Below are 18900 nucleotides of genomic sequence, written 5' to 3'. Positions count from 1 at the left end.
ACGAACATGGGATAATAGCGTCTATGACAGAGCCGCGCATCCGGATCCTCGTCGCGAAACCCGGTCTCGACGGCCACGACCGCGGGGCCAAGGTGGTCGCGCGGGCGCTGCGCGACGCCGGCTACGAAGTCATCTACACGGGCCTGCACCAGACGCCGGAGATGGTCGCCACCGCCGCGATCCAGGAAGACGTGGATGCGGTTGGGCTCAGCATCCTCTCCGGCGCGCACAACGCCCTGCTGCCGAAGATCGTGGAGTTGCTGCGCCGGGAGGGCGCGGGGGACATCAAGGTGTTCGCCGGCGGGATCATCCCGGACGAGGACATCCCCGACCTCCAGGCCGCCGGCATCGCCGCGGTGTTCACGCCCGGCACGCCGCTCGAGCGAATCGTGGCGTGGGTGCGGGACAACGTCAAGCCGCGGGGCGTGGCCGCGTGAAGGTGCTGATCCGTCACCAGAAGCGCGAAGTCGAGGTCCGGGGCGCCCGGCGGGTGCGCGAGCTCCTCGTCGAGCTCGGCGTCAATCCCGAGTCGGTGCTGGTCATTCGCGGCCAGGTACTGCTGACGCACGACGCGCGGGTCGCCGACGAGGACACGGTCGAGCTGCGCCCCGTCGTCTCCGGAGGGGTAGCCTGATGCGCTGCCGGAAGTGCGCCGCGGGCGCCACGGTGGAGATTCGCCGGCACCACACCGCGTTCTGCAACGACCATTTCCTGGAATTTTTCGAGCGCCAGGTGGCGCGCGCCGTCGAGCACGAGCGGATGTTCACGCGGGAGGACCGCGTCCTGGTGGCCGTCTCGGGCGGCAAAGACAGCCTTGCCCTGTGGGACGTGCTGCGCCGCCTCGGGTACCGGACGACCGGGCTCTACATCAATCTCGGCATCGGCGAGTATTCGGCGGAGTCCCAGCGCAAGTCCCTGGCGTACGCGGCGGCGCAGCAGGCGGAGCTCCTCCTGGCCGACATCCCGGAACTGTACGGCATGGGCGTGGAGGCGTTTGCCCGCGCCACGGGCCGCGTCAGCTGCTCCGCGTGCGGGCTCAGCAAGCGCTATCTCTTCAACAAGGTCGCGCGGGACGGCGGGTTCGCGGCCGTGGCCACCGGCCACAATCTCGACGACGAAGCCGCGGTCCTCCTCGGCAACCTGCTGCACTGGCAGACGGCGTATCTCGCGCGGCAGGCGCCGGTGCTCGACAGCACGCACCCGCATCTCGTCAAGAAGGTCAAGCCCTTCTTCCGCATCGCGGAGCGCGAAACGGCGGCCTACGCGATCATCCGCGGCATCGACTACATCGTGGAGGAGTGTCCCAACAGCGTCGGCGCGCGGAGCCTGCTCTACAAGGACGCGCTCAACCTGCTCGAGCAGGCCGCGCCGGGCACCAAACAGAGCCTGTACTGGGGTTTCCTCGAGCGCGGCCGGCCGCTCGTCGAGGGGCAGGACCAGGTGGACCTCCGCGCCTGCCTGCACTGCGGGCAGCCGACGACGGCGGAGGTCTGCGCGTTCTGCCGCATGACCGAGCGCGCGGCCGAGCGGATGCGCGTGCGGCCTGCCCCTCAAGAGGGGCCCGCCCCGGCCGGCGCCCCCGGGGAGGCCGCGGCGGCGGCGGCGGCGCGCGCGGGTGCGTCCCCCGCGTGACGGAAGACGCGGGGCGGCGACGGGGGGCCCTCGCCGAGGGCGACTCCGTGGTCCTGTATGATCGCCGGCGGCGCCGCTACATGATCCAGCTGCGGCGCGGCGGGACGAGCGATTTACGGGGCGGCCGGATCGCGCATGACGATCTGCTGGGACGGGAGGAGGGGGGCACCGCGCGCTCCACGCGGGGCGAGCGCTTCCTTGTCCTGCGGCCGACGCTCGGCGAGTTCGTGCTCGAAATGCCGCGCGGGGCCCAGGTCGTCTATCCGAAGGACCTCGGTGCCATCCTCGTGGCCGCCGACATCTTCCCCGGTGCGCGCGTCCTCGAGGCCGGCACGGGCTCCGGCTCCTTGACGATGGCGCTCGTCCGCGCGGTGGGACCCGAAGGGCGGGTGGTGAGTTACGAGGTACGGGAGGATTTCGCCCGCATTGCCGAGCGCAATGTGACGCGGTACCTCGGCGGGCCGCAGGCACTCGTCCTGCGCCGGCGGGATCTGGCCGACGGCATCCTCCCCGAAGACGCCCCCGTCGACCGCCTGGTCCTCGATCTGCCCGAGCCGTGGCGCATGGTGCCGCCCGCCGAGCGCGCCCTCGTGCTGGGCGGGATCTTCTTCGCCTATCTGCCCACCGTGCCCCAGGTGATCCAGACCGTCGAGGCGCTGGAAGCGGCAGGGACCTTTGCGCTCACCGAAACGGCGGAGGTGTTGCTGCGGCCCTGGAACGTCGACGGGCGCAGCGTCCGGCCGGCCCACCGCATGGTCGCGCACACCGGGTTTCTGGTGACCGCGCGGCGCGTCGAGGCGCGGGCCGCCCCGTCGGGGGGGGCCGCCGGATCAGCGGCCGGTGAGGCCGATGAAACCGATAACGATCAGGTAGAGCGCGACGATGTAGTTGAGCAGGCGCGGGATCATTAAGATCAGGATGCCCGCGATGAGCGCGACGAGCGGTGAGAGCCGTGCGTACGTTACGACCGCCTCGGTGTGCGGCACAGGGTTCCTCCTCCTGGGTGCACGGGTGCGGAGAATACTTACCCAGAGTCGGGAGGCGGATCAATGGGTGACGTCCTGATCCTGAGCGCGGTGCGCACGCCGATCGGCAGGTTCCAAGGCGGCCTCGCGCCCGTGCCGGCCCCCCGGCTCGGCGCCGCCGCCATCGCCGAGGCGGTGCGCCGGGCCGCGGCCCCGCCCGAGCAGATCGACGAAGTGTACATGGGTATCATCCTCGCCGCCGGCGTCGGCCAAGCGCCGGCCCGTCAGGCGTCGATCTACGCGGGCCTGCCGAACACCGTGCCGGCCACGACCGTGAACAAGATGTGCGGCTCGGGGCTCAAGGCCGCGATGCTCGCGACGCAGGCCATTCAGGCGGGCGACGCCGAGCTGGTCGTCGCCGGCGGGATGGAGAACATGAGCGCCGCGCCGTACCTCCTCGATCGGGCGCGCACCGGCTACCGCCTCGGGCACGGCCAGCTCATCGACTCCGTGATCCGGGACGGGCTGTGGGACGCCTACACCGACCAGCACATGGGGAGCTGCTGCGAGCTGCTGGCGCGCGAATACCGGATTCCTCGCGAAGCGCAGGACGAGTACGCGCGGCGGTCCTACGCCCGGGCGCTCGAGGCGATGGATTCGGGCCACTTCCGCCGCGAGATCGTGCCGGTCGCCGTGCCGAACGGCCGCGCGGCCGCCACGGTGGCGGAGGACGAAGAGCCGCGGCGATTCCGGCCGGAGAAGGTGGCCTCGCTGCCGCCGGTCTTCGAACCCGACGGCACGGTGACCGTCGCCAACGCCTCGTCGATCAGCGACGGCGGCGCCGCGCTGGTGCTCGGGTCGGCGGACGCCGCGCGGCGGCTCGGCGCCAAACCGCTGGCCCGGGTCGTCGGCCAGGCGGTGTCGGCGCGGGCGCCCGAATGGTTCACGATCGCGCCGGCGGGGGCGATTCAAAAGTTGCTGGCCAAGGTCAACTGGTCCAAGGACGAGGTGGATCTCTACGAGATCAACGAAGCCTATGCCGCGGTGGTGCTGGCGGTCACCCGCGAGGTCGGCATCGATCTGGAGCGCGTGAACGTGCACGGCGGCGCGGTGGCGCTCGGCCACCCCGTGGGGGCGAGCGGCGCGCGCATTCTGGTGACGCTGCTCAACGCGAGGGCCGAGCGCGACGCGCGGCGCGGCGTCGCGGCCGTGTGCTTGGGCGGCGGCGAGGCGGTCGGCCTGGCGGTCGAACGCGTCTGACGCGCCGGCGCGTTTGACACGTTCGCGCGGAGCGTGATATCGTGAAGCACGGCGCCGCCGGCCTGTGTCCGCAGGCCGGCCGTCGTCTATCGGACGGAATCCCGGGTATTCGGATCGGAGGGTAGCATCGCGTGGACGCGGCATCGACGACCACGCTTCGCCAGGACGTGCTCCTTGGCGAGGCACGGGAAGGCCGGCTGGTGCTCGGCGGCGCCGCCGCGGCGGACCTCGTCCGCGAGCACGGCACGCCGCTGTATGTGATGGACGAAGAGCGTCTCCGGGCGAACTGCCGCGCCTACGCGACCGCGCTGCGGGCGGCGTATCCGCGCTCGCGTCCGGCCTTCGCGAGCAAGGCGCTGTGCACCATGGCCACGTGCCGTCTGGCCTACGATGAGGGGTTCGCCGTCGACGTCGTGTCGGCCGGGGAGATCCACACCGCGCTCCGGGCCGGCGTGCCGGCCGCCGATCTGCTGCTGCACGGCAGCAACAAGACGCCGGAGGAGCTGCGGCTCGCGCTCGAGCGCGGCGTGGGGCGGATCGTCGTCGATAATTTCTACGAGCTCGAGCTCCTCGACACGCTGACGCGGGAGACCGGCCGGACCGCAGACGTGTTGCTGCGCCTCACGCCGGGGATCGAACCGCACACGCACCAGGCCATCCAGACCGGCGGCATCGACAGCAAGTTCGGGTTCGGCATACTCGACGGTGGCGCGCGGGAGGCGGTCGCCCGGACGCTCGAGGTGCGTGGGCTCCGCCTGCGGGGTCTGCACTGCCATATCGGATCGCAGGTTCTGGAGCTGGACCCCTTCGTGCGCGCCGCCGAAGCGATGATGGGGTTTGCCGCGTGGATGGCCCGCGATCATCGGGTGCCGGTCGACGAGCTCGACCTCGGGGGCGGGCTCGGGATTCGCTACCTGCCCACGGACGAGCCGCCGTCGATCGAGGCCTACGTCGCCGCGCTGGCCGCGGCGGTCCGGCGCCGCGCGGAGGAGCACGGGTTGCCGCTGCCGCTCCTGATGGTGGAACCCGGCCGCTCCATCGTCGGCGATGCCGGCGTGACGCTGTACACCGTCGGTGCGATCAAAGCGATTCCGGGCGTCCGGACCTACGTCTCGGTGGACGGGGGCATGTATGAAAACCCGCGCCCCGCACTCTATCAGGCGCGGTACCACGCGGTGCTGGCGGATCGGCTGACCGAGCCGCCGGCCGACGCCGTCACCATCGCGGGGCGCTGCTGCGAGTCCGGCGATGTGCTCATCTGGGAGTCCCGGCTGCCCCGGCCGCGTCCGGGGGACGTGCTCGCGGTATTCGCCACCGGCGCGTACAACTATTCGATGGCCGGCAACTACAATCGCTACCCGCGCCCGCCGCTTGTGTTCGCGCGCGGCGGGCGGTCGCGCGTCGTCGTGGCCGGGGAAACGACGGACGACCTCCTGGCGCGAGACCTCCCCCTCGCGTAGCGACGCCGGCCGCGTTCTCCGCCCGTGCTGAGACTCGGCGATCCCCTGGCGATTGCGATCACGCTCGTGGCGGTTCTCGTCGCCGCGACCTGCCACGAATACGCGCACGCGCTGGTGGCCGACCGTCTCGGCGATCCGACTCCACGCGCGCGCGGCCGCCTGAGTCTCAACCCGCTCGTTCACCTCGACCCGCTCGGCACGGTGTTCTTCGTCGTCTTCGGGTTCGGCTGGGCGCGACCGGTGCCGGTCAACCCCCGGTACTTTGCCGATCCGCGCCGCGGCATGCTGCAGGTGGCGCTCGCCGGGCCGCTGGCCAACGTGATGGTGGCGTTTCTCGTCGGCGGGCTCCTGAAAGCCCCGGGGCTGCCGGGTGGGCGGCTCACCGCGAGCGTGCTGGAAACGTTGGTCTTGATCAACATCATCCTGGCGATTTTCAACCTCATTCCGATTCCGCCGCTCGACGGCTCGCGCATCGTGGAGAGCCTGCTGGCCGGCCGCGAGGCACAGACCTACGCCCGGCTGCAGCCGTACGGCACCCTGCTGCTGCTCGTGCTGCTCTACACCGGGGTGGTGGGGCACATCATGCTCCCCGCCGTCTACTGGCTGTATCAAGCCTCGACCGGGGGGCTTCCGGGCCTCTTATGACCGGCCGGCTGAGGGCCGGTTCCACGCGAGGAGGAACGGCGCGGGGACCCTCGAACCTATGGCGGAACCACTGTTCGGGGTCGACCACCGGCCTTTCGACGCAGCACTGGACGCAGCACCGACTCGTTGCAGCAGCGGATGGAGGAACAAACGTGGCCTACCACGTGCAGTGTGAGGTCTTCGAAGGCCCCATCGACCTGCTCGTCAGCCTCGCGCACCGCGGCCAAGTCGACTTGTCGCACGTTCCGCTCCGCGAACTGGCCGAGACCTACTTGGCCCGCACTCATCCGAGCCTCGACGAGGCCACCGACGTCCTGGTGCACCTCGCGATCCTCGTGGACCTGAAGGCCCGCACCCTCGTCCCGGCGGCCCCCCCGGCGGAGGCGCCGCCGCCGGCGGAGGAGGCATCGGCCGACCTGCGGGACCGTCTGGGCGCCCAGATGGCGGAGTACCGGCAGTTCCGCGAGGCCGCCCAGGCGCTCCGGCAACTCGAGACCGTCCAGAGCCGCATCTTTGCCGGCCCCAGTGCCTCCGCCGACCTCGGCGAGGAGGTGCTGCTGGAGGGCGTGACGCTCGAGGACCTGTTCACCGCGTTCAACCAGGTGCTGCGCCGCGCTCAGGACGCGCCCACGGAGATCGCCGGCGAGGAGTTTACCGTCGAGCAGAAGATGGACGCGGTGGTGCGCGCGCTCGACGTCGCCGGCGGCACCGTGCTGTTCGGGACGCTGTTCCGGACCGGCGCGAGCCGCCTCGAGATCATCGTCACGTTTCTCGCGCTCCTCGAACTGATAAAGCGGCGGCACATCCGCGCCCAGCAGTCCAACGCGTTCGAGGAGATCGAGATCGTGCTGGTGCGCGACCCATGACCGGCGCAGACGGGCATACCAACGGCTTTGCCGGAAACGGCGGCAGCGGTCGGCGCACGGTGCAGGTCGACCATGCGCGGGGGACCGGAACGGCCGTCCCCATCCCGGAGGGGGGGCGGACCGGGGACGCCTCCGGCCCGTGCCCGGGGCAGCCGGCCGAAAGCCGTAACGTCATCGAATGCCTACTTCTCGCCCGGGGGGGCATACTCCACATCGGGGAAATCAAGAAGGTGCTGGACGTCACCGAGGGCGAAATTCGGGCGACGCTCGCCGCCCTGGCCGTCGAGTACGGCGGGCGCGGCCTGCAGATCCGGGAAGTCGCGGGGGGCTACCAATTGTGCACCCGCCCCGAGTACGGGGCATACGTTCAGCGGCTGCTGCGGCTCGAGGAACTCGACCCCTTGACCCGCGCGACGCTCGAGGTGCTGGCGATCGTGGCGTACCGTCAACCGGTCACGCGCGCCGAGGTCGACGCCGTGCGGGGTGTGCAGTCCGTGCACCATTTCCTGAAACTGCAAGACCGGCGGCTGGTCCGGGAAGTCGGCCGCCGGCCGGGGCCCGGCCGGCCGATTTTGTACGGAACGACGGAGGGATTCTTGCGCTATTTTGGGCTCCCGGATCTCTCGGCGCTGCCCGCCGCGAGGAATCATGACGGTGCACCCGCGCTGCCGCCCGCGGCCACGTAGCGCCCCGCACCGCCTGGCCGCGCCGGCGCTCAGCCTCCTGCTGACCTTGGCGGTCACGGCGGCCTCGGCGGGCCTGCCCGCCCGGCCGCCGGTCCAGGTGCCCCGGTCCCGGCCGTGGGACGTCCCGGCGATCCGCTACCAGGCGGCGGCGCGGACCCCGGTTCGGGTGACCGCGACGGCGGCGATCCTCGTCGACGGACGGACGGGGCAGGTGCTGTACGGCCGCAACCCGCACTTGATCTGGCCGCCCGCCAGCACGACCAAGATCATGACGGCCCTGGTGGCCGCGCGGTCGACCCCGTTGTCGACGCTGATCACGATCAGTCCGCAGGTGGCGCGCTTCCGCGATGGCTCAGTCGTGGGCCTGCCGGAAGGCGCCCGGATTCCTCTGAGGGACTTGCTGTACGCCCTGCTGCTGCCGTCCGGCAACGACGTGGCGCTCGCCATCGCGGAAGGCACGGCGGGTACGGTGGCCGCGTTCGTGGCACGGATGAACGACGAAGCGCACCGGCTCGGCGCCACCCAGACCCACTTCACGTCCCCCCACGGCCTCTACACGCCGGATCATTACACCACGGCGTACGATCTCGCACTCATCACGCGGGCGGCGCTCGCGAACCCTACGATTCGGGACATCGTACGGACGCGCACGTACACCTTTCGTCCCCCCGGGGGGCCAGCGCGCGTCCTGTACAATCACAACAAGCTGCTGAGCCGCTACCCGGGCGCTGACGGGGTGAAGACCGGATACGTGAACGAAGCGGGATTGACGCTGGTCGCGTCCGCGTCCCGCGGCGGCTGGCGCCTGATCGCGGTCGTGCTGCACAGCCGCGACATGTGGGGCGATTCGTCGCGGCTCCTGTCGTACGGGTTCGCCCATTACCGGCCGACGACGGTGGCCCGGGCGGGCGAGACGCTGGCGGTGGTGGAGCTGCCGGCGGCCCGGCAGGCGGTCGTCGGCACGATTGCCAGTGACGTCACGGCCGACACGGCACCCGGCGAGACCGTCGCCCGCCATGTCATGGTGAGCGCGGCGCTGAGCCTCCCGCTCCGGCGGGGCGACCGGGTCGGGGAGGTCGCCTTCTCCGCCGGGGACCGGCTGCTCGGCGTCTCGCCGCTGGTCGCGGCCGACAACGTCGTCGGGACCCGGACGGAATTCGAAGAGTTCGTCGATTGGATCGGCCAGACCGTCGGTCATCTTCTCGGCGCCGTCGTCCTATAGCGGCCCCCGATGGCCGAGACGTCGTGGCTGCTGCGCAGCCTCCTGTTCGTCCCCGGGCACCGGCATGAGATGATCGCGAAGGCGGCCGCATCGGGCGCCGACGCGATCATCATGGATCTGGAAGACGGCGTCGCGCCGGCGGAGAAACCGGCGGCGCGACGCGCCGTCGCGGCGGCCCTCGACGGCCCTCTGCCGGACCGGCTGGTCGTGTTCGTGCGGCTCAACAGCACCGGGTCCGGACGGCTCGACGACGATGTGCGCGAGGCGCTGCGGGCGCGCGCCGACGGCGTATGTCTCCCGAAGTGTGAGTCTCCCGCGGACGTCCGGGCCGTCGCCGCGCGCCTCTTGGCGGCAGAAGACCGGCTTGCCCTACCGCGCGGCCGGCTCCGGATGCTGGCCCTCGTTGAGACCGCGCGCGGCGTGATCGCGTCTGCGGCCATCGCGCGGGAATCGCGCCGGGTGTACGGGCTCGTGTTTGGCGCGGAAGATTTCACCGCCGATACCGGCATGCCCCGGACGCGCGAAGGCACCGAGCTCGCCGCCGCGCGGACCGCGGTGAGCCTGGCGGCGCACGCCGCCGGCGTCGATGCGATCGACGGGATCTTCGCCGACTTCCGCGATGCGGACGGCCTCGCGCACGATACGATGGAAGCGCGGCGGCTGGGGTACACCGGCAAGACGCTCATCCATCCCGCGCAGATCCCGCCCGTGCACCGGATGTTCGCCCCCGGCCCCGACGAGATCACGAAGGCCCGCCGCATCGTGGAGGCGTTCGAGCGCGGGGAAACCGCGGGGTCCGGGATCGTCGTCGTGGACGGCGCGATGGTGGACCGCCCGGTGGTGCTGCGCGCACAGCGTGTCCTCGCCCTGGCGGCGCGGGGAGAGAGCAGGAGCGCATAATGCGCCCACGGCTGTACCGTTCGCGCGAGGACTATTGGATCGCCGGAGTCTGCGGCGGCCTCGGCCGGTATTTCGGTGTCGACAGCAATCCGATCCGGCTGGGGTTCGTCGTCCTCGCCGCGTGGAACGGGCTCGGCGTGCTCCTCTATCTGGTGACCGTGCTCATCGTCCCGGAAGAACCGGCCGACGAAGCCGCGACCGGCGCGGGTGGCCCTCCGCCGCCGGCCTCCGCACGCCCGGCGGTGCCGCACGAAAGCCGCCGCGTGCGGATGCTGGGGTGGCTCCTCATCCTCGGCGGGGCGTACCTACTGCTGCGCAATCTCCACTTGTTCATCCCGATCGTGCAGGACCAGGTGTTTCCGGTGCTGCTGATTCTGGGCGGCCTGGTGCTCCTGCTGATGCGCACCGAATCGCGGCGCTGACCGCCGCGTGGCGAGGACCGTCAGCGGAACGCCCGGAGCGGCCGTCCTCGAAAATCCCGGCACCACGCGAGATCGAGCGTGCGCACGACGACGCCGCGGCGGACGATCGAGACCGACGGTGCCGGCTCGACCACGCCGCAGTCCCGCCGCAGCAGGCCGGCGTCGAACGGGTAGCGGCCGTCCTGAATGACGAGACCGTCGCGCCCGCGAAGCGCATTCCACGGCGTCCAGTACGCGTACTGATCCCGGCCGGTCAGCGACGCCGTGGGGTAGCGCCCGCCGGTACTGAAGTCGAACTGCGCGAGCATCTGATACCGGTCGCTGGCGATGAAGACGGGACCACGCGCGTCCCGGCGGGCGACCGCGGCGATCGTGCGCGCCGCCGACGGCCACCCATAATAGTCCACCGTCGGGTCGAGCCGCGGCGGCAGCAGGGCGGTAGAGAGTACCGGCAGGGCATGCGTCAGCGCCGTGACGAGCACGGCCGACGCCGCCCCCGCCACCACACCGGTTCGCCACAGCCCGGACCGCGCGGCCCACGGCCGCTCGGTGATCAACCCCGCCAGGGCGACGGTCGCCGCGAGATAGCCCGGGGCGGCCCAGTGGCCCTTCGCCTCGCCGATCAGACTGAACCCGATCACCGCGACGATCACGGGCACCCCGGAAGCGGCGAGAAAGGCCCACCGGCCGTCGGCGGCAAGGCCGCGCCGGGATGCCACGAACAGTGCCCACACGAGCCACGGGAAGAGCAGCGGGCCGAGGTAGACGAATTGGAGTGCGAGGAACACAGGGGCGTTCGGACCCGCGGACCAGCCGGGCCGTCCGTGCAACGTGTAGGCGAAGGACGCCCATCGGTGAACCGCGTTCCACAGCAGTACCGGGGCAAAGACGGCCGCGGCGAGTGCGAGGCCGCCGTAGGGTTCGGGCCGGCGCAGCCAGACTCGATAGCGGGGGATCGCGGCCAGCCACACGGCCACGGAGACGGGCAGGGCGATCGCGGTGTATTTGCTGTCGAGCGCCAGCCCCAGCCAGGCGCCGGTGGAGAGCCATGACCAGACGCGGCCGCCGCCGGTGGCGGCCCGCCACGTCCACAGCAGCATGAGCACCCACGCCAGGCCGAGCGGGCCGTCCGGCGCCGCCAGCAGCCCGCCCGCCGCGAATACCGGGGTGACGTTGACGAGGGCCACCGCGACGGTGGCGGCGTCGTCGCGGCCGAGCACCTCGCGGGCCAGCAGCCAGAGGGCGAGGGAGGTAACGGCGAGGAGGATTGTCGCGACAAGGTGCACCGCGAACGCCGTGTTGCCGAACACGGCGGTGCTCCCGCGCACCAGCCAGGCGATGGCGGGGGGATGGTCCAGGTAGCCGGGCGCCAAGTGCCGGGACCAGTCCCAATAGAACGCCTCGTCGTCGCCCAGCGGCAGCACCGCGGCGAGTGCGAGCCTGAGGAGCGTGACGGCCGCAAGACCGGCGAGGAGCGCGGGCGGGAACCGCCCCAGCGCGCGTCGGATCATCGCGGATGAAGCTGCGAGGCCCCTGGTATGAATGGAGGGCTATTCAGGTCCCGGCTTCTCGGCCCGCCCCGACGGCTCCGTCATGGACTGTAGCCGCGCGAGGATGACCGGGTCGACCTCGTCCGGCGCGGGAACCGGGCGGGGGCCTGGATTCTCGACGTGATGCTCGACATGCCGGGGCTTGGCGCGGTGAAGTTTCCGCCAAAGCCACGAGAAGAGAGAGATTTTGCCGCGCCGGCGTGACGACGCGGAGCCGGGAAGCGGTGAGTCCCTCCGGGCCAGCAACGTCTCGAGCGCGCCCGCGATGACCGGCTCCAGCAGAGATTCCTGAGCCTTCTCAAAGTCCTGATCGGTCGCGTAACCGGAGCTCTGGTCGCCGCTCGGGGCGTGGGTCACGACATCCCAGCCGTGTTCTGACAATCGCGCCACAAGCGTGCACGATGTTCCCGCCCGGACCCGAAAGCCCGCCTCTGTGGGACCCAAACCGCCGCTGAGCCACACCTGAATCGGCGCTCCGGTGGTGTCGGCGAGCGCCCGCGCCGTGCCGAGACACGCCGCCGCCAGATGCTTCACCCGGGCCTCGATCTGCCGGCGCTTGGTCTCTTCGTCGCGCACGATGGCTTCTTGAGCACGCCGCTGCTTGGTAAGCTCTTCAGCTCGCTCCTTCAACCGCTCCTCCGGCGTGCTCAATGGTCGCCTCCGCGGGCGCGTTTGCCAAACGGTGCGCGCCTCTCCCCAGATTTTTCATCTTGGGTCCGGAATTCCTGTGTAGGTACACGCCATAGGAGCCCCGAATCGGTGACGGCGTGGCTGAGCAGGATAGGGGCATCGCCGTCGCGATCGATGGACCGATGGGGTCCGGCAAGAGCACGATCGCCCGCGAAGTCGCCCGCCGGCTCGGCTACCGCCACGTCGACACCGGGGCGATGTATCGGGCCGTCGCCGCGGCCGCGCTGCGACGCGGGATCTCGCCCGATGACGCCGCCGCGCTTACCGCGCTGGCCGGCCGGGTCCGCGTCGCGGTCGGTCCGGCGCCGGGGGACGGGACGCGCGTCTTCGTCGACGGGATCGACGTGACGCCGGACCTGCGCACGGTGGAGGTCAACCGCATCGTCGGCCAAGTCGCCCGCCTGCCCGGCGTCCGGACCGCGCTGCGAAAGACGCAGCGGGCACTCGGTGCGTCGGGTGGCGTCGTGATGGAGGGCCGCGACATTGGGTCCGTGATCCTGCCGGATGCCGCGGTCAAGGTCTTCCTGACCGCGTCGCCGGACGAACGGGCGCGCCGCCGCCAGGCGGAACTCGCTGCCGCCGGAGAACATGTGCCGCTCGACGAGGTGCGCCGCATCGAGGCCGAGGACGACCGGGCCGCCGCCACGCGCGCCACGGCGCCGCTCGTGGTCGCGAGCGGCGCGGTCGTCATCGACAGCACGGATCTCCCCGTCGATGACGTCGTCGCGCGCGTGCTCGCGCTGGTGGATCGCGCCCGTGGTCTATAGCCTCTCGAAACTGCTGCTCCGCCTGATCCTGCGGCTCGGCTTCGGATTCCGCGTGGACGGAGGCGCGCATGAGCCGCCCACCGGACCGGTCGTCGTGGTCAGCAACCATTTGAGCGACCTCGATCCGCTGGTCGTCGGCACGGCGCTGCGGCGGCGCGCGACGTTCATGGCCAAGCATGAGCTGTTTCGGATCCCGGGCGTGCGGTGGTGGATCGCCGCGTGCGGCGCGTTTCCCGTGCGTCGCGGCGCGCCGGACCGCCGGGCGCTGCGCACGGCGCTCGGCATCTTGGAGCGGGGAGGGGTGCTGATCATGTTTCCGGAAGGCACGCGCGGCCGCGACCGGACCCTGCGCGATCCCGAACCCGGCGCGGCCCTGCTGGCCCGCCGGGCGGGCGCGGCGCTCCTGCCGGTCGCGGTCCTCGGCACCGACGTCGTCCTGCCGCGCGATGCCCACCGCCTGAGCGCGGGCCGGATCACCGTCCGGATCGGTCCGCCGCTCTACGTGACGGCGCAGCCGGAACGGCGGGAGCACGCCGGCCGCGAGGAGCTCGAGGCGATCGGACGGCTGTACATGACGGAGATCGCGCGGCTGTTGGGCTGAATCGACTCCCGCGTGCGCTGGACAACCCGGCTCCCTGCCGCCTATGATAAGGACGCCGATGAAGATCGTCGTCGCGAAGCACATGGGCTTCTGCGGTGGTGTCCGCCGCGCGGTGGACATCGCGCAGAAAGCCGCGGAGGGCGCCGCGGGGTCCGTCACCACCTGGGGGCCGCTGATTCACAATCCCCAAGTCGTCGGCCGCCTGGAGGCGGCGGGCGTGCGCGTCGCCGAGCGCCCCGACGCCCTCAGCGGGGAGGCGTTCGTCGTATCGGCCTACGGCGTCGAACACGCCGTGCTCGACGCGGCGCGCGAGCGCGGCCTGCGCATTGTCGACGCCACATGTCCCGTTGTCGTCCGCGCCCACACCGTCGCCCGGCAGCTGGCGGACGAAGGGTACCAGGTCATCTGCGTGGGCGATCACGGCCACCCCGAGATGGTGACGCTTAAAGAGATGCTGGGCGACCGGGTGACCGTGGTGCACACGCGGGAGGAAGCGGCGGCGGTCAAGATCACCGGCAAGGCGGGCGTCCTCTCGCAGACGACCCAGTCGCAGGACAACTTCCGGCAGATCGTCGGCGATCTCGCGATCCGCGTTCGCGAACTGAAGGTCCGCAACACCCTCTGTCCCGCGATCACCGTCCGCCAGGAGGAGACCGACGTCCTGGTAGAGGACGTCCAGGCCCTCCTCGTCGTCGGCGGGCTCGGCAGTTCCAACACGACGCGTCTGGCGGAGATCGGCCGCGCGCGAGGCCTGCCGACGCACCACGTCGAGACCGCGGACGAGATCTCCCCGGAGTGGTTCCGGGACGTGGACTCGGTCGGCGTTGTCTCGGGAGCGAGCACGCCGGACTGGATCATCAAGGACGTCCTGCTGCGCCTTCAGGACCTCGAGAGCCCCTGAGGCCTGCCCCGGCGGGCCCCGGCCGCCGCAACCGTCCCACGAGCAGCGACGGCCTGCCCATCGTGGCCGTCGTCGGCCGTCCGAACGTCGGCAAGTCCTCGTTGTTCAATCGCTTCCTGAATCGGCGCCTGGCGATCGTCGAGGCCGTGCCGGGCCTGACCCGCGACCGGCTGGAAGCCCCGTGCGAGTGGGCGGGACATGCCTTCACGCTCGTGGATACCGGCGGGCTGATCCTCGGGCGCACCCAGGGGTTGCCGGCGTCGGTGCGCCGGCAGACGGAGCGGGCGATCGCCGACGCCGCGCTGGTGCTCTTCGTCGTCGACGCGGCGGCCGGCCTGACCCCGCAGGACGCGGAGATCGCCGACGCGCTGCGCCGCCAGGCCCGGCCCGTGCTGCTCGCGGCCAACAAGGCCGACGGTCCCAACGCGGCGCTCGACGCGGCCGAGTTCCACGCACTCGGCGTCGGCGACCCGGTGCCCGTGTCCGCGACGCACGGGCTCGGCGTCGGCGACCTCCTCGATGCGATCGTCGCCGCGCTGTTCGGCCTGCCCCCCTCAGGGGGCCTGCCCTCCCCGGCAGGGGGGCGTGGGGCAGAGACGAGGGACCGGCCGGAGGCACCTCCGGACGAACGCCCGGCACGCGGCGAACCGGCCGCCGTCAAGGCTGCCTTTCTCGGACGCCCCAACGTCGGCAAGTCGTCGCTCGTCAACGCGCTCCTCGGCCAAGACCGCGTCGTCGTCGACAGCGAGCCGGGCACGACGCGGGACGCCATCGACACCGCGCTGCGATACGACGGCCGCGGCGTGGTGTTGATCGACACCGCCGGCCTGCGGCGGCGCAGCCACGTGGCGGAGCCGGTCGAGTACTACAGTACGCGCCGCACCCATCAGGCGCTCCGCCGCGCCGACGTCGTCGTGCTCGTGATCGACGCCAGGGAGGGGATCACCGACCAGGATCAGCGCATCGCCCGGACCGCGTACGAGGCCGGATCCGGCGTGGTGGTGGCCGTGAACAAGTGGGATCTGCTGCAGGGGTATTCGGTGGAACAGGTGCAGCGCGTCGCCCGGCGGCAGCTGCGGTTTTTGGACGCCGTCCCCGTGTGCCCGACGTCTGCCATCCGCCGCGAAGGGATCGAGGACCTCATGGCCGCAGTGTTCCGCGCCGCGGCGGCGCGGGCGAGCCGGATCGCCACGGGTCCCCTGAACCGCGTGCTGACGCAGGCCGTCGAGGCCTCCGCCCCGGCGGCCGACAGCCGCGGCCATCGCCTCCACATCTACTACGCCACGCAGCCGGAATCCGAACCCCCGACGATCGTCCTGTTCGTCAACAACCCTTCGCTCATGACGGCGGACTACCGGCGCTACCTCGAGCGCCGGCTCCGCGAAGCATTCGACCTCGCCGGCACGCCGATCCGCTGGACGCTGCGCGGAAGGAGACCCCCCGAAACCGCGCGAACGTCCGGGTCACGATGACCGCCGCGCTCATCGTCCTGGCGTACCTGATCGGCGCGCTGCCGACCGGCCTCATCCTCGTGCGCGTGCTCCGCGGGGAAGACATCCGCAAGCACGGCAGCGGCAACATCGGCACGGTCAACGTGCTCCGCGTCGCCGGTCCCGCCGTGGCCGCCGTGGTGCTGCTGGTCGATGTGCTGAAGGGCCTCGTCCCCGTGATCGTTGCCCTCCGCGCCGGCGCGGCGCCGTGGGGGGTCGTCGTCTGCGGACTCGCGGCGATCGCCGGCCACAACTGGTCGCCCTTCCTCGGCATGCGGGGGGGCAAGGGCATCGCGACGTCGTTCGGGGTGTTGGCCGGCCTGTCGCTCCCGGCGGCGATCGTCGCCGCGGTCGTGTGGATCGTCGCCGTCGCCATCACACGGTTTGCGTCGTTGGGGTCGATCCTCGGCGTCGCCTCGGTCCCGATCGTGCTTTGGTGGATTCGGGCGCCGGCCGAATACGTGGCCTTCGGCGTCATCGCGTCCCTCTTCGCCATCTACCGCCATCGCGGCAACATCCAGCGTCTCGTCACCGGCACGGAGCTTCGGATCACCGACCGGGTCGCACACAAATCGTAGTGCGGCGCCGCGCGGCCGCAGCAACATGATGAGGCGGCCGTAGACATGCGGGTGCTGTGCTACGGCGCGGGCGCGGTCGGCTCATTGGTGGCCGCGTATCTCGCGGAGGCGCGTCCACCGGACAGGGATCCACCCGCCGTGACGGTCCTCGGCCGGCGCCCCCACGTCGCCGCGATCCGCACCTGGGGGCTCGTCGTCGAGTCGGCCGGCGCCCGGATGGTATCGAAGGCCGTCGATTCGGTCACTTCGCTCGACGACCTGGCCGTGCCGCCCGACCTCGTCGTGCTGACCGTCAAAGCCTACCAGGTCGGGGAGGCGCTCGCGTCGCTGGCCGGCATGCTCGCCCGTCCGGAGGTCACCGTGCTGGTGCTCCAGAACGGCATCGGCACCGAGGAGACCGTGGCGGCCGTCGTGGGCGGTGACCGCACGGTCTCCGGGACGCTCACGATCCCCGTGGAGGGCGTCCGTCCCGGCGTCGTACGGCGCCACTCGGCGCGAGGCGGTGTGGCCCTGGCGCCGGTGGGTGCGTCCGCGCCGGCCGATGCGATCGCCGGGATCTTCCGCGCGTCGCCGTTGCCGGTGCGGGTGTATCCCGATGCCGCGCAGCTCAAGTGGAGCAAGCTGCTCCTGAACATCCTCGCCAACGCCGCGTCGGCCATTCTGGATCTGCCGCCCGCCGCCATCGCCGCCGATCGGCGGTTGTTCGGGCTCGAGCGCGCCGCGTTTCACGAGGCGGTCCGTGTCATGCACGGCCTCGGCCTCCGGCCGGTGGGGCTGCCGGGCTATCCGGTGCCGCTTCTCGTGCGCGTGATGGCGGCGCCGGCGTTCGTCGGCCGAGCCGCGCTCCGCCGCGGCCTGGGCCGGGGACGCGGCGAGAAGATGCCATCGCTGTGGCACGACCTCGAGCGGGGGCGGCCGCACAACGAAGTCACGGTGCTGAACGGCGCGGTCGCCCGGGAAGGCGAGCGCCTCGGCGTGTCTGTCCCCGTCAACCGCACGCTGGCCGACGTGCTGCTCGCCCTCGCCGAGGGCCGCGCGGACCGAGAGACCTACCGGCATCACCCGGACGCGCTGCTCGAAGCCTGCCGAAGCGCGGGCGCGCGCCTTTGACACCGCCGCGCGGTGGGACACGGCCGGTTCTTCCACGTGCCGAAATCGATCATTCAGCCGAAGCCGTGCAAAAGCCGCATCCGCCTATCTACCTCGCAGCGTACTCCCCGGGCGCCCTCAACCGCGCGGCGACACTGGCCAACGGCTGGCATCCCGTCGGAGTGCCGCTCGACGGCCTGGAGCAGATGACGGACGGGCTGAAGAGCATGGCGCAGGCCGCGGGGAGGGACCCGGCCGCGAGAGGACATCGCCGCCACCAGGACGCTGGGGCCAACGCTTTGGTCGTCGATCCAACCTTCTCCCCGGGCGTGAGTTCCGCGGCCGATTTCGTCAGGATCATGGAGCAGATTCGCGGGCTCGCCTAGCACCTGCCGGGGCCGGACTGCGGTGCCTGCTCTTTAGTATAATGGTGTTGTCGTCGGGCCGTAGCGCAGCTTGGTAGCGCACCTGAATGGGGTTCAGGTGGTCGCCGGTTCAAATCCGGCCGGCCCGACCAAGACCAAGTCAGATAAGGATTTCCGCTCCGAGTCTCCACAGGATTTCCACCGATCTTCCGACGACCACTCAGGTGCTCAGGCGTGGAGCGATACTCAGGAAGCGTTCTGCCTGAGCCGGCAGGTGGCAAATTGCTCCGGTCGCACCGTCGGCATGTATCGGGACAACCTCGGCCGGTTCCAGCGGACCACCGGCGTCCGCGCGCTTCAGGACGTGACCTCGCTCGTGGTGCAGCGATACCTCGCTAGCCTGCAAGGCCGCGGTCTCCGCCCGGTGTCCGTGCATCAGCACTTCGTCTGCCTGCGGGCGTTCCTGACGTGGTGCGTGGAGTCAGGTCTGCTTACGGACCACCCGATGCGCGGCATCACGATGCGGCTCCCAAAGACGTTTCCCAACGTCCCCGAAGACGAGACGGTCCGGCGCCTCTTGGCCGCCTGCCCCGAGACGTGGGAGGGCAAGCGAAACCGCGCACTCGTGGCCCTCCTGAGCGATTCTGCGCTCCGTGTGTCCGAGGCGCTGCGGCTGCGGATTGAGGACGTGCGGTTCGGCGAGCGGACGCTCTGCGTCCACGCCGGCAAGGGCGCGAAGGACGGCACCGGCTTCTTCGGCGCGGAAACCGCACAGGTGCTTCGCACGTGGCTCGCGGCGCGCCGGGACGCG

Annotated in this window: 22 protein-coding genes, 1 tRNA gene and 1 pseudogene; 21 read left to right on the top strand and 3 right to left on the bottom strand. The window is 71.3% G+C overall.

What is annotated here, in order from left to right:
- Nucleotides 1-23 precede the first annotated feature (23 nt).
- The 4 genes and pseudogenes from VGZ23_20520 (at nt 24) to VGZ23_20505 (ending at nt 2348) form a co-directional block, all read left to right on the top strand.
- Nucleotides 24-437: a cobalamin B12-binding domain-containing protein gene (locus VGZ23_20520; GenBank protein HEV2359981.1), complete on the top strand. Its 414-nt coding sequence runs from the start codon at nt 24-26 to the stop codon at nt 435-437.
- Nucleotides 434-634: a MoaD/ThiS family protein gene (locus VGZ23_20515; protein HEV2359980.1), complete on the top strand. Its 201-nt coding sequence runs from the start codon at nt 434-436 to the stop codon at nt 632-634. Before VGZ23_20520 ends, VGZ23_20515 begins: the two co-directional genes overlap by 4 nt.
- Entirely contained in the window at nt 634-1632 is a 999-nt protein-coding gene (locus VGZ23_20510) for an ATP-binding protein (GenBank protein ID HEV2359979.1), read from the top strand. The genes VGZ23_20515 and VGZ23_20510 overlap by 1 nt, the downstream gene beginning before the upstream one ends.
- Nucleotides 1629-2348: pseudogene (locus VGZ23_20505) on the top strand (tRNA (adenine-N1)-methyltransferase). The gene VGZ23_20510 and the pseudogene VGZ23_20505 overlap by 4 nt, the downstream one beginning before the upstream one ends.
- A gap of 114 nt (nt 2349-2462) precedes the next feature.
- On the opposite strand, the gene VGZ23_20500 reads toward VGZ23_20505, so the two are convergent.
- On the bottom strand, nt 2463-2618 hold the full coding sequence (locus tag VGZ23_20500) for a DUF3096 domain-containing protein (protein ID HEV2359978.1): 156 nt from the start codon (nt 2616-2618) through the stop codon (nt 2463-2465).
- A 63-nt stretch (nt 2619-2681) separates the two neighbouring features.
- Here VGZ23_20500 and VGZ23_20495 point away from each other — a divergent pair, with 63 nt between their 5' ends.
- From VGZ23_20495 to VGZ23_20460, 8 genes are all read left to right on the top strand, one after another.
- Nucleotides 2682-3857 (top strand): thiolase family protein, encoded by a 1176-nt coding sequence (locus VGZ23_20495; GenBank protein HEV2359977.1) that lies wholly within the window; start codon nt 2682-2684, stop codon nt 3855-3857.
- 131 nt (nt 3858-3988) lie between these two features.
- On the top strand, nt 3989-5317 hold the full coding sequence (lysA, locus tag VGZ23_20490; GenBank protein HEV2359976.1) for a diaminopimelate decarboxylase: 1329 nt from the start codon (nt 3989-3991) through the stop codon (nt 5315-5317).
- 24 nt (nt 5318-5341) lie between these two features.
- Nucleotides 5342-5962, top strand: a complete 621-nt coding sequence (locus VGZ23_20485; GenBank protein ID HEV2359975.1) for a site-2 protease family protein — start codon at nt 5342-5344, stop codon at nt 5960-5962.
- 152 nt (nt 5963-6114) lie between these two features.
- Entirely contained in the window at nt 6115-6828 is a 714-nt protein-coding gene (locus VGZ23_20480; protein ID HEV2359974.1) for a segregation/condensation protein A, read from the top strand.
- Nucleotides 6825-7514 carry an SMC-Scp complex subunit ScpB gene (gene scpB, locus VGZ23_20475; GenBank protein ID HEV2359973.1) on the top strand — a complete coding sequence of 230 codons (690 nt, stop codon included), beginning with the start codon at nt 6825-6827 and terminating at the stop codon, nt 7512-7514. The genes VGZ23_20480 and scpB overlap by 4 nt, the downstream gene beginning before the upstream one ends.
- Entirely contained in the window at nt 7477-8736 is a 1260-nt protein-coding gene (locus VGZ23_20470; GenBank protein HEV2359972.1) for a D-alanyl-D-alanine carboxypeptidase family protein, read from the top strand. The genes scpB and VGZ23_20470 overlap by 38 nt, the downstream gene beginning before the upstream one ends.
- 9 nt (nt 8737-8745) lie before the next feature.
- Nucleotides 8746-9636: a CoA ester lyase gene (locus tag VGZ23_20465; GenBank protein ID HEV2359971.1), complete on the top strand. Its 891-nt coding sequence runs from the start codon at nt 8746-8748 to the stop codon at nt 9634-9636.
- A complete protein-coding gene (locus VGZ23_20460) occupies nt 9636-10058 on the top strand; it encodes a PspC domain-containing protein (protein HEV2359970.1) in 423 nt (140 codons plus the stop codon). Before VGZ23_20465 ends, VGZ23_20460 begins: the two co-directional genes overlap by 1 nt.
- Before the next feature lie 20 nt (nt 10059-10078).
- Here VGZ23_20460 and VGZ23_20455 read toward each other — a convergent pair whose 3' ends face one another.
- The gene (locus VGZ23_20455; protein HEV2359969.1) at nt 10079-11569 is read right to left on the bottom strand and encodes a glycosyltransferase family 39 protein; all 1491 of its coding nucleotides are present in this window, start codon (nt 11567-11569) and stop codon (nt 10079-10081) included.
- Between the two features lie 39 nt (nt 11570-11608).
- A complete protein-coding gene (locus VGZ23_20450; GenBank protein HEV2359968.1) occupies nt 11609-12259 on the bottom strand; it encodes a hypothetical protein in 651 nt (216 codons plus the stop codon).
- Between the two features lie 116 nt (nt 12260-12375).
- Between VGZ23_20450 and cmk the strand changes: the two genes are divergently transcribed.
- The 9 genes from cmk to VGZ23_20405 form a co-directional block, all read left to right on the top strand.
- The gene (cmk, locus tag VGZ23_20445) at nt 12376-13065 is read left to right on the top strand and encodes a (d)CMP kinase (protein ID HEV2359967.1); all 690 of its coding nucleotides are present in this window, start codon (nt 12376-12378) and stop codon (nt 13063-13065) included.
- Nucleotides 13055-13666: a lysophospholipid acyltransferase family protein gene (locus VGZ23_20440; protein HEV2359966.1), complete on the top strand. Its 612-nt coding sequence runs from the start codon at nt 13055-13057 to the stop codon at nt 13664-13666. Before cmk ends, VGZ23_20440 begins: the two co-directional genes overlap by 11 nt.
- 58 nt (nt 13667-13724) lie before the next feature.
- Complete coding sequence (ispH, locus tag VGZ23_20435) at nt 13725-14567, top strand: 4-hydroxy-3-methylbut-2-enyl diphosphate reductase (GenBank protein ID HEV2359965.1); 843 nt, start codon at nt 13725-13727, stop codon at nt 14565-14567.
- A 62-nt stretch (nt 14568-14629) separates the two neighbouring features.
- A complete protein-coding gene (gene der, locus VGZ23_20430; GenBank protein HEV2359964.1) occupies nt 14630-16039 on the top strand; it encodes a ribosome biogenesis GTPase Der in 1410 nt (469 codons plus the stop codon).
- Nucleotides 16036-16635, top strand: a complete 600-nt coding sequence (plsY, locus tag VGZ23_20425; GenBank protein HEV2359963.1) for a glycerol-3-phosphate 1-O-acyltransferase PlsY — start codon at nt 16036-16038, stop codon at nt 16633-16635. The genes der and plsY overlap by 4 nt, the downstream gene beginning before the upstream one ends.
- Before the next feature lie 45 nt (nt 16636-16680).
- Nucleotides 16681-17745, top strand: coding sequence for a 2-dehydropantoate 2-reductase (locus VGZ23_20420; protein ID HEV2359962.1), 1065 nt, complete (start codon nt 16681-16683; stop codon nt 17743-17745).
- Between the two features lie 65 nt (nt 17746-17810).
- A complete protein-coding gene (locus VGZ23_20415; protein HEV2359961.1) occupies nt 17811-18110 on the top strand; it encodes an LLM class flavin-dependent oxidoreductase in 300 nt (99 codons plus the stop codon).
- Between the two features lie 54 nt (nt 18111-18164).
- Nucleotides 18165-18241, top strand: a tRNA-Pro gene (locus VGZ23_20410).
- Between the two features lie 152 nt (nt 18242-18393).
- Nucleotides 18394-18900, top strand: a 507-nt coding sequence (locus VGZ23_20405; GenBank protein ID HEV2359960.1) for a tyrosine-type recombinase/integrase, incomplete at its 3' end; no start/stop codon positions are given.

This window comes from bacterium (genome assembly GCA_035945995.1).
GTDB lineage: Bacteria > Sysuimicrobiota > Sysuimicrobiia > Sysuimicrobiales > Segetimicrobiaceae > DASSJF01.
Note: the sequence above shows the minus strand (reverse complement) of the source record. Positions and strands in the feature narration are given on the sequence as shown.

Coding starts and splice junctions, on each gene's coding strand:
- VGZ23_20520 (HEV2359981.1), top strand. CDS start 24: ATGACAGAGCCGCGCATCCGGATCCTCGTCGCGAAACCCGGTCTCGAC.
- VGZ23_20510 (HEV2359979.1), top strand. CDS start 634: ATGCGCTGCCGGAAGTGCGCCGCGGGCGCCACGGTGGAGATTCGCCGG.
- VGZ23_20495 (HEV2359977.1), top strand. CDS start 2,682: ATGGGTGACGTCCTGATCCTGAGCGCGGTGCGCACGCCGATCGGCAGG.
- scpB (HEV2359973.1), top strand. CDS start 6,825: ATGACCGGCGCAGACGGGCATACCAACGGCTTTGCCGGAAACGGCGGC.
- VGZ23_20470 (HEV2359972.1), top strand. CDS start 7,477: ATGACGGTGCACCCGCGCTGCCGCCCGCGGCCACGTAGCGCCCCGCAC.
- VGZ23_20465 (HEV2359971.1), top strand. CDS start 8,746: ATGGCCGAGACGTCGTGGCTGCTGCGCAGCCTCCTGTTCGTCCCCGGG.
- VGZ23_20460 (HEV2359970.1), top strand. CDS start 9,636: ATGCGCCCACGGCTGTACCGTTCGCGCGAGGACTATTGGATCGCCGGA.
- VGZ23_20455 (HEV2359969.1), bottom strand. CDS start 11,569: ATGATCCGACGCGCGCTGGGGCGGTTCCCGCCCGCGCTCCTCGCCGGT.
- ispH (HEV2359965.1), top strand. CDS start 13,725: ATGAAGATCGTCGTCGCGAAGCACATGGGCTTCTGCGGTGGTGTCCGC.
- plsY (HEV2359963.1), top strand. CDS start 16,036: ATGACCGCCGCGCTCATCGTCCTGGCGTACCTGATCGGCGCGCTGCCG.
- VGZ23_20420 (HEV2359962.1), top strand. CDS start 16,681: ATGCGGGTGCTGTGCTACGGCGCGGGCGCGGTCGGCTCATTGGTGGCC.